We start from the raw sequence: 9,397 nt of genomic DNA, 5'->3' as shown, positions 1-9,397 counted from the left end.
TGAATCACACAGGAGATCTGTGATATCCTTTTGTTTTACAGGGGCTTCCATCATATTGGAAGTGAGGTTAAGCTGGGATGCACATCCTGCACAGTTGGTCACAAGATAGTCGGCTCCCGTTTCAGTAGCCTCACCGATACGCTTCTGTCCGCAATGAGCCACTGTTGGAAGATCATCGAATGCTGTTACAATGCCACAACAGAGGGCTTCTTTTCTGTTCTCCACGAATAATAGTAACTACAATGACCACTAGTAAATCCACTCGAATCAATGGCAGTTACCTCAATCTTTTCACCATGAGCATAAAAGAGTTTCAGTGTTTGCTGTAGCAATCCGCTGAAATAAACAGAATTGAGTCTTGTAGTGAATTTATGAAGTGTGTTCCAGATTGAAAATCTGGAACTCCCACTAAATCTATGATTTAATGGAATAGTAAAGTGTGGAACCTGTTTTAATCCAATTCTTGTTTTTATCTCATCCATTACTTCGACAAGTTCAACAATATCTCTATGATCATCATTCAGATACTCTTTCAATAAAACCAATGTCAATAGCTGGTGTTGTGTATATTTTCTTTTGGAATACTTGCAACTATAGATCTGAAGGTGCGAGTTACCTGATACAGCTAGCGCTGCATCAACAAACTTTAAATATTTGTTAGACAAAACACAATCATCCCCTTTGTGTTTTCTGTGATACGTAATACTCAGGGGATAATCCTTTTTAAAATTTTATGTGGAAATTAAATAGAAATATAGGTTTTCTACAGAGCCAAAATTAGCGTTATTTATATAAGGTACATGAGTAAAGAATGATGTTATACATACCCTATCGATAATATCAGCAATGGATCTTCATTGGCTGGCAGGTTAAGGATGGAAGCAACCTTCGCATCATCAAACGCACCCGTCACACACGTCCCAATGCCAAGTGACATTCCCTGCAGACAGATGTTCTCAGCAGCGCAACCCCCTTCGATATGTACATGCCTGATTCCACGAGTTCCATACTTTACCGTTGTGCGTGAGTAATCCGCCGCAATCACGACAACCGCAGCAGCGTCCCTGATATGTGGTTGTGACAACGAAGCTTTGCAGAGCTCATCCCTTCTCTCACCATCACAGATCCGTATCAGTGAATGCTTGGATGGATCATATCTGTACACACCAACGTCCAGTCCCCTTACATTGCCAGCAATCAGATACACCTCAAGCGGATAAAGAGCACCTGCTGACGGTGCTGTCCTGAAGAACCTATCCATGGTCATTCCTTGTGCAGCCCACAGAATTTGGGACACATTCGAAAGAGATAATGGATTGTCGGAATAGGAACGAATGGACCGCCTTTGAGCAAGGGTCTGTTCGATGGAAATGTTGCCATCAAGGGCCGGATCCGGAAGTTGGAGCTCAGGCAATGGGTCTGCAGGTTTTGTTCCTGCATCAAGCTGATCATTCTCATTTCTTTCGACATATCTACTCATCAAAATAGTAGATTGGTGTGCGACATCTATAAATCTTACTCTTAGCAAACTATTTGCAATGTCTGATAGACAATTGCTTCCAGCCGATCAGCTGAAAGAAAAGCTTTCAGAACCTGCAATGGACATAAGGTATCTTCTCTCCAGAGGATATAAGAGAAAGAGTGCAATTACCTTTGTAAGCAACCATTACCGATTGACAGTACCGGAAAGGCATATACTCACAAGACTTGTTTTCTCACCAAAAAAAGCAGACCACCGCAACAAAAAGAAGCTTGAATGCTCCCAATTAAAAGGATGCGATGTCTTTGTTGACGGCTATAATGTCCTGATAACCATAGAGACTGCACTCAAAAATGAACCCCTATGGTTTGCAGATGATGGATTCCTGCGGGATACAAGTGGAATATTCAGTAATCACAAGATCACGGATACTACTTGTATAGCAGTTGATGAGATGCTCTCAACTCTTGCAAATTTGAAAGTAAGGTCGGCAACCATCCTTCTTGATTCCCAGATGAGCAACAGTGGAATACTTGCAGAGCTTATATGTGAAAGAGTCAAAAATAAAACTTTCAAGGGCGATACAAGGACATCAAAACATGTGGATTTCGATCTCAAGGAAGCGGGAGCAAATGCAGTAATAGCAACTGCTGACAGTGTTATAGTAGATGCAGTGGATAAGGTGGTTGACATCACGGAATGCTGGTTGAAGCAGAATTCGAGATCATTGGAGGTCTTTAGTTTGAATTCTCATATAATGGATAAGTTCGAAAATTGAGATAATGTGGTTTTTACGGTTGATGATAAAAATACAAATTAATTTATGCTAATAGCCCAATTCAAACTATAGGCACTGAGATGGGCATAAATTTAATTTAGTTATCTTTCGCAAGATCAAATTATTCCCTTTTACTCACACTACGTGGACGAGTTGGGAAATAATCTTTTGATCTGGTTTTGGAAATGAGGGGATCTTATCATCTGTGGGGATAAGCATCTGAATTCGAAAGAAAGGATGAATCTCGTGAATTAGAGACATTGCTATAATAATCTCAAATGGGGATCGAGTGCTAAATGTGGCAAAAGGGGAAGTTTGGGGGAATATTATGACAGCTAAAGCAAGCGATAAAACGGTTGGTATTTTAGGTGGCATGGGATCCGAATCGACAGCATATTTTTTCTTAAAGGTAATCAAAAGCACTCCTGCCAGGAAGGATCAGGACCATTTAAGGATCATCGTAGATAATAATTCCAATATACCTGATCGTACACAAGCAATCCTTGGAATAGGGGAAAGCCCTGTTGCGGAAGCACAAAAAACTATTCATAATTTAGAAACTGCTGGTGCAGAGATCATAGCAATACCATGCAATACTATGCATTATTATTATTCTGAACTACAGGACAGCACAAAGATACCCATACTGAACATGATCTCAGAAACTGCATCACACGTTTCTAACACATTTCCAGATATTAAAAAGATCGGGTTATTGGCTACTACTGGCACACTAGAAACCAGACTATATCATAAGGCAATAAATGAGATCGAAATATTAACTCCGGATGAAGAGCTACAAAAAAAAGTCATGAATTCAATTTATGGTGAACAAGGAATTAAAGCAGGATATACATAGGGAAAATCACGGAACGAGATCTTAGAAGTAATTGAAGTACTGATCGACCAGGGGGCAGAGGCTATAATACTTGGTTGCAGTGAGCTTTCTTTGCTTTCAATTGAAGACGAAGTGTCTGTTCCATTGATACACCCTTCACAGGTCTTAGCAGATGTGGTCATAAAAACGGCAAGGATGGAGACATGACTTCAAATTAAAGATAAAGCTACAAAAAACATGGTCGGCTTTATAACATCATAACTCTTCATAACCTATATGAAAGTCGATGTACAGGGCTTATACCGACAATTCTATGTTGACAATAATTTTGAAAGGGAAGACATATTTAAGTCCCTGATATCCAGATTCAACATTAATAACGCTCTTTACCCGGGAAGTTTTGTTCATATTACTCCTTCTTTTTTCATTTCTGAGGTCTTATATGTTGATAGTGATCCACGAGCAAAGAAATTCTTTGAGCAAGAAAGTTCAGTTGCTGATATGATCTCAACGAAAAAGACCTATGATACAGATGCTGTTTTCCATTTCATATCGTCTGATTACTCTCTATCACTTGATCTTAAAGAAAAGAGCTACGATCTGCTCATCTCACAATATGCTGGTTTTGTTTCACAGGCATGTAAAAAATATCTGAAAACAGGTGGGATCCTGCTTGCAAATAATAGTCATGGGGATGCCGGAATGGCATTCATAGATGATGATTACGAATTCATTGCTGCTGTTTATGTAAAAGGTGGTAGCTATCACATCACAGACAGGAATCTTGGATTCTATTTCATTCCAAAGAAGCATATAAAGGTTACAAAAGAATACCTCGAGAAACTTGGGAAAGGAATAGGGCACACAAAAACAGCAAATTCGTATATTTTCAGGCGAGTTTCCTGAGAAGTTGGTTTTTAGTATTTCATGGTGGTATTGTTTACATCGAAATAGAGGAAACAAAAAACACAGATGATCACCATTCACAGAAAAGCTAAAGATAACTTAAATGAACAATATTTAAGAACATGTCTTATGCTGACGATCTTAACTGTTGAAGAAGGATATATTAAAAGGATTTAATGGCCTGACTTTTCTAATAAGCCTTTAAGATTTCCTCCCTCTTCTCTCATATGTGTCCTAATAGCCTCAACTCTCTTTTTTGCAATTTTTGAAAGCAACCATCCAAATCGAAAAGAAAGTGTGGCTGTAAATACACTTCCATTACTATTGTGAGGTTCTATGGAGAAAGACCCGTATGGGCAAATAATGGAATGTGGAAATAGGGTTTTATATTCTATCAATTCACCTTTTTTGATCTTGGTTATTTCAAAACTTATTTTTTCCAGTTTACCGTTGAGATATTCCTCAGCGTAAAGGATCGCCCCTTTCTCAAAATTCTTCCCTCTGATCCATTTTGCAATCACATGGTCCTTATGCCAGTATGTGTAATTTTCTGAAAAATGATCAAACCATTCAAAAATGACTTCTGGAGGTCGGTTTATTGTTACAGAATCTTTTAATGTGAGCATATTTCAAATCCCCTATCCCCTTGCTAATATCAATTGAGAATGAACATTTGTATTTATTCCTAAAATAAGTTGGTGGAGTTCACTTCTTTGAAGTTAACTGTGTACTCACGATCTAATATGGCTTCTATAATTCGAATCTCAAGCTTTTACAAAATTGTAATAATGAAATAAGAGATGTTTCCCACATATAAAAAAAGATGATCGATAAATAAATATCAATCGATCTGAAAATTTCGATACCAAATATTCATGCTTTCAATATTGCCAGATATATTGGTATTATTTACAAGTCTTCCACAATATTCATATCCGCATTTTGCAAACACAATATTCATCCCATATGAGCTGGCTCTTGCAATGGTATATGCAGTTTTGATACCCTTTGCTTTCATTTCATCTTCCATTTTTCTAAGCAAATATGAAGATAAGCCCTTTCCCCGGAATTCAGGCAATGTTGCAAAATCTGTCATTTCCACATTCGAGTGACCGTATTCTATTTCAGAAGAAGAGAGTGCAATAATTTTTTCTTCTTTGAAAGCTCCGAAATACACTACATTATCCTCTATTGTTTTTAAGAGGTAATTGGGATCATGTATGGGAAAAGGATAGGTTTCAAATGTTTTTTTATATAGATCAGCCATCTGTGTAATATCATTTTTATCGCATATTCTAATCGAGTATTCGGATGGAACATTGGTCTGTTGATCATTTCTTTTTGATAGAGCTGTCGTTACCACATTTTCATGCATTTCATTCAAATAGTCAATGCTTCTCTTATCATCAAGGAATTTGCTCATGATCACTGCATTTTCTTTCCCATCATAATATCGTGGGATGGTCGCTTCACAAAGATAATCTCTATCACAAAGAAGTTCTTTGAAAGATTCCGGAACCTTTGTGAATATCTTTGAATAGCTTTCCTTTTCTGCAAGAGCATCCAGTTTATCCAGAAGTAAAGGTATATCATCTGGATTGGATTTCATGAGATATATGCGATCATTATACCTCCCATGCTGGATAATGGAGTTGCCGATCTTCTCAATAGTATCCTTCAAGTCCTTCTCTCCATCCTCTCATTCTCTTCAGGAACAAGACTTGTGGTGTCATCATAATCCGCAAGCAGTTTGGCAATACCAATTCCCTTATACTCTGTAGCGTCGTCAAGTTTAAGCTGAAGATTGCACTTTTCGCAGTTACGATCACAATATATTTGTTTGTATGATTCCGGTTCTTTGTAGGTGGTAATAACACCTTCATAATTACGAAGGATCACACGGTTTGTCGACCAGGAGATGATATAATTGGGCATAACTGGTATTTTACCTCCTCCATGAGGGGCATCAATAACATAAGTAGGAATGGCGAACCCACTTGTATGGCCAATCAAATTTTCCATTATTTCTATTCCTTTGCCTATGGGTGTCCTGAAATGGGACAGGCCTTCTGAAAGATCGCATTGATACAGATAATATGGACGAACACGATTTTGAACCAGTTTATGAACCAGTTTTTTTATAATTCTCTGGCAGTCATTTACGCCTGCAAGTAGTACCGTTTGATTTCCAAGAGGAATGCCGGCATCTGCAAGCTTTTTAAGCGCTTGTCTGGAGGAAAATGTGACTTCTCTGGGATGATTGAAATGTGTATTTAGCCAGATAGGATGATGCTTTTTCAAAATGCCCACAAGTTCATCTGTAATTCGGTATGGAAGTACAACCGGCATCCTGCTGCCAATACGAATCACTTCTACATGAGGAATACTATTTATTTCAGTAAGGATCCAATCCAGAAAATCATCAGACAACATAAAAGGATCCCCGCCTGAAAGTAATACATCCCTTATTTGTGGAGTGTTCCTAATGTACTCGATACCCTCAAGTATTTTCTCTTTTTCAGGTATGTAATCAATGTCCCCAACTTTTCTTTTACGTGTGCAATGGCGGCAATACATGGAACAGACATTGCTTATGTGGAAAAGAACTCTATCAGGATATCTGTGAGTTATACCTTCAACAGGGCTATCTGTATCTTCCGAAAGAGGATCTTCAAGTTCGTCCACTGATACAGTTAGTTCTTCCGGTGAAGGGAATGATTGTAGGAAAATAGGATCGTTTCTGAAATCCTCAGAATCTATCAATGATAGGTAGTAGGGTGTGATAGACAATGGGAATTTGTCCAGCGTTTCTTTGAGCTTCTCTTTCTCAGGTGGCTCAAAATTTATTCCAAGCAGTCGCTCGAAAGTTTCTATATCCCTAATTGAATGTTTTAATTGCCAATTCCAATCCTTCCACTTATCCAGAAAGTCATCAGAATCGATCATTGTTGCTATTTCTTTTTGTTGCTTACTGTATTTTTCCATTGAAAAACCACGGGTAAAGTTTCGGCTTTAAAATAGTATCTATAATTTGCCATCCAAAATTAGCACAAAAAAGCACATGGATCTTGAATCAGATAGATACTTTCAGTCACTTTTCATTGACTGTAGCCTATAAAATAAAAATACACCTACATTATTAGGTTGTGTATTCCATAAAATGAAGATAATATATGATATACTTGTCCCCCTTCATAGAAGAGACTAAAATTAGATCTGATATAAGGATTGGAATAAATATTTGCAAATTCAATCAATTTATTGTGAAATCTCGGTTTTTTGACGTCACCTATAACTATCGATTTTTTATGTTAGTAGAAAAGGAATTTAATGGCAGTAATCAGGGATCGAATTGCCGACCGCATCGGGCAATCTTTGGGCGACCCTACCCCACTATTCTCCCCGTCTCAGGTCGACCTTAAGGATTTACAAATGCCAAATAAACTTTGAATATTTATGGGCTTTCACACCCAATGGCGTTCTACCTTCTGATTCACTGCCTCACCGTACTGTTTATGGTACGGTAATAGATAATATGTTTTAAAACTATTAATTGATTTTGATATACAACCTGATAACAAAAAAGAATTTGACTTTGTCTAGATATTATTTCCTAAAACCGAATTATCATATATATATTTAATCATAAAAAGTTTCATGAGCATGTTTTCAACAAAAAACATAAGGTGATGAATTTAACGTATTGGTATAACCAGTTTCACTTATCTCACATCAGAAGCTTGGCCAGTATCGGAGCAAGGAAAACTGTAACCAATCCGGCAATGCCAATTGCCATCCCGCTCATAGCTCCCTCGGTCTCTCCCATCTCGACGGCCTTGGTCGTACCGAGGGCATGGGAAGAGGTTCCTATGGCAATTCCCACTGCCACTTTGTCGTTTATTCTGAACAACTTACATACCAGAGGACCCAGTAGAATGCCTGCTATTCCTGTGAATACTATGGCTGCAACAGTTATGGATGGCATACCTCCAAGCTGACTGGATATCTCCATTCCTATGGGCGTTGTAACAGATTTTGGTATCATGGAGATGCTTAGCAGCTCATCAAGCCCGAACATCCTGCACATGACTATTATGCTCACAATACCTGCTGCAGATCCTACACTGATCCCTGCAAGAATTGGAATCACATTCTCCTTAAGAAGGCTGATCTTCTTATACAGGGGCACAGCCAGGATGACAGTAGCAGGCCCAAGGAAGAAAGATATGTATTGTCCTCCCCTATTGTAATCATCAAAGGTTATGTGTAAGCTCAGCAGAAGACCAATTATCATCAGCATGCTCAGTACCAGTGGGTTCAGTAGGGGGGAACCTGTCCTTTTGTAGAGCAGGCAACCCGCATAGAATGTTAGTAGAGATATCCCTATGCCAAAGATCGGAGACCCTGTCAGAGAAGAGATAAGTTCACTCAACAGATTTCCTCCTTTTCATCAGTATCTGTACCGTCATACCGGTCACCACTGTAATGATGAAGGTCGAGACCACAGATATGAAAAGCAGGGCAGTCCATTTTCCTTCAAGTATGGAAAAACAGGTTATCAGTCCCACAGCTGCCGGTATGAAAAAAAATGAGAGATGCTTCAGCAGGAAGTTGCTCACATCTTCGATCATGGATAGCTTGAGGATACCAGTTAACAGAAGGATTAGTAATAGCATCATTCCCAGTATATTTCCGGGAATCGGAAGGTTGAGGTAATTATGGAGGATATCTCCCATAAAGCATATAGCGAGAATTATAACTAACTGGATGATATACCTAATTGGGATCATTTTCGTTTTTTTGGAGTAAGGTCAGTAGCAGACAGTAGCATTTTCAGTCCATGAATAAATTCATGAACCGATAAAATGCTCAATTACTGACTGTTTTTAGGCTTACCTGAGCCTCGACCAGAATTCCGACCTGAGTTTTTCTTGGATGTACTCTTAGCCTGGCCTCTATTGGCGTTCTCTGATCTTCCACCCTTATTTTTACTATCCTTATTGCTACTACTACTACTTCTACCGCCTTTGCTTTCTCCTTTTTTACCCCTGCCCCTTTTAGGTCCGGCACTTCCTGTTCGTCCTCTCTGTTGCTTGGGAGCTGGCTTTGCTGCATCACCTGTGGCATTCTTCGCCTTTTCGGAATGGTAATTATGTTCTGCGACCTCTATCTCCATGTCGGTGAGTTTTTCTATCTCGCGCAGGAAGTCACGTTCATCAGCTGCACAGAAAGAGTATGCTGTTCCCTCAGCTCCTGCTCTTGCTGTACGTCCTATTCGGTGTACGTAGCTTTCAGGGATATTCGGCAGGTCATAGTTTATTACGTGTGATATGTCCTCGATATCAATTCCTCGGGCAGCTATGTCTGTTGCAACCAGTACACGCAGTTGTCCGGA

Annotated in this window: 10 protein-coding genes and 2 pseudogenes; 3 read left to right on the top strand and 9 right to left on the bottom strand. The window is 39.0% G+C overall.

Going from position 1 to position 9,397, the window contains the following annotated elements; all coding sequences use genetic code 11:
* From QAS77_RS08105 to QAS77_RS08095, 3 genes and pseudogenes are all read right to left on the bottom strand, one after another.
* Positions 1-225: heterodisulfide reductase-related iron-sulfur binding cluster (locus tag QAS77_RS08105; protein WP_305064849.1), on the bottom strand; the 225-nt coding region annotated here is incomplete at its 3' end.
* Positions 207-665, bottom strand: a pseudogene (locus QAS77_RS08100) (hypothetical protein); the annotation flags it as partial. The gene QAS77_RS08105 and the pseudogene QAS77_RS08100, both read right to left, overlap by 19 nt.
* A 152-nt stretch (positions 666-817) precedes the next feature.
* Entirely contained in the window at positions 818-1,480 is a 663-nt protein-coding gene (locus tag QAS77_RS08095; protein ID WP_305064847.1) for a SagB/ThcOx family dehydrogenase, read from the bottom strand.
* Positions 1,481-1,538: 58 nt separating this feature from the next.
* Here QAS77_RS08095 and QAS77_RS08090 point away from each other — a divergent pair, with 58 nt between their 5' ends.
* The 3 genes and pseudogenes from QAS77_RS08090 to QAS77_RS08080 all read left to right on the top strand — a co-directional run bounded on the left by QAS77_RS08090 (position 1,539) and on the right by QAS77_RS08080 (position 4,002).
* Positions 1,539-2,258 (top strand): DUF434 domain-containing protein, encoded by a 720-nt coding sequence (locus tag QAS77_RS08090; RefSeq protein WP_305064846.1) that lies wholly within the window; start codon positions 1,539-1,541, stop codon positions 2,256-2,258.
* Between the two features lie 328 nt (positions 2,259-2,586).
* Positions 2,587-3,303 (top strand): annotated as a pseudogene (locus QAS77_RS08085) (aspartate/glutamate racemase family protein).
* Positions 3,304-3,372: 69 nt separating this feature from the next.
* Positions 3,373-4,002: a hypothetical protein gene (locus tag QAS77_RS08080; protein WP_305064845.1), complete on the top strand. Its 630-nt coding sequence runs from the start codon at positions 3,373-3,375 to the stop codon at positions 4,000-4,002.
* Between the two features lie 173 nt (positions 4,003-4,175).
* Here the strand turns inward: QAS77_RS08080 and QAS77_RS08075 are convergent, their stop codons facing one another.
* From QAS77_RS08075 to QAS77_RS08050, 6 genes are all read right to left on the bottom strand, one after another.
* On the bottom strand, positions 4,176-4,628 hold the full coding sequence (locus QAS77_RS08075) for an SRPBCC family protein (RefSeq protein ID WP_305064843.1): 453 nt from the start codon (positions 4,626-4,628) through the stop codon (positions 4,176-4,178).
* 215 nt (positions 4,629-4,843) lie between these two features.
* The gene (gene ablB / locus QAS77_RS08070) at positions 4,844-5,683 is read right to left on the bottom strand and encodes a putative beta-lysine N-acetyltransferase (protein WP_305064841.1); all 840 of its coding nucleotides are present in this window, start codon (positions 5,681-5,683) and stop codon (positions 4,844-4,846) included.
* Positions 5,680-6,987, bottom strand: coding sequence for a lysine 2,3-aminomutase (gene ablA, locus QAS77_RS08065; protein ID WP_250867525.1), 1,308 nt, complete (start codon positions 6,985-6,987; stop codon positions 5,680-5,682). Before ablA ends, ablB begins: the two co-directional genes overlap by 4 nt.
* A 742-nt stretch (positions 6,988-7,729) precedes the next feature.
* Positions 7,730-8,434, bottom strand: coding sequence for an LrgB family protein (locus QAS77_RS08060; RefSeq protein WP_250867524.1), 705 nt, complete (start codon positions 8,432-8,434; stop codon positions 7,730-7,732).
* Positions 8,427-8,738 (bottom strand): CidA/LrgA family protein, encoded by a 312-nt coding sequence (locus QAS77_RS08055; protein WP_250867523.1) that lies wholly within the window; start codon positions 8,736-8,738, stop codon positions 8,427-8,429. Before QAS77_RS08055 ends, QAS77_RS08060 begins: the two co-directional genes overlap by 8 nt.
* Positions 8,739-8,875: 137 nt before the next feature.
* Positions 8,876-9,397: C-terminal helicase domain-containing protein (locus QAS77_RS08050; protein ID WP_305064838.1), on the bottom strand; the 522-nt coding region annotated here is incomplete at its 5' end.

It is taken from the genome of Methanococcoides sp. (genome assembly GCF_030594565.1).
Taxonomy (GTDB): domain Archaea; phylum Halobacteriota; class Methanosarcinia; order Methanosarcinales; family Methanosarcinaceae; genus Methanococcoides; species Methanococcoides seepicolus.
This window is presented reverse-complemented; position numbering and strand designations above follow the sequence as displayed.

Coding starts and splice junctions, on each gene's coding strand:
- QAS77_RS08080 (WP_305064845.1), top strand. CDS start 3,373: ATGAAAGTCGATGTACAGGGCTTATACCGACAATTCTATGTTGACAAT.
- QAS77_RS08075 (WP_305064843.1), bottom strand. CDS start 4,628: ATGCTCACATTAAAAGATTCTGTAACAATAAACCGACCTCCAGAAGTC.
- QAS77_RS08090 (WP_305064846.1), top strand. CDS start 1,539: ATGTCTGATAGACAATTGCTTCCAGCCGATCAGCTGAAAGAAAAGCTT.
- ablA (WP_250867525.1), bottom strand. CDS start 6,987: ATGGAAAAATACAGTAAGCAACAAAAAGAAATAGCAACAATGATCGAT.
- QAS77_RS08095 (WP_305064847.1), bottom strand. CDS start 1,480: ATGAGTAGATATGTCGAAAGAAATGAGAATGATCAGCTTGATGCAGGA.
- QAS77_RS08055 (WP_250867523.1), bottom strand. CDS start 8,738: ATGGGAGATATCCTCCATAATTACCTCAACCTTCCGATTCCCGGAAAT.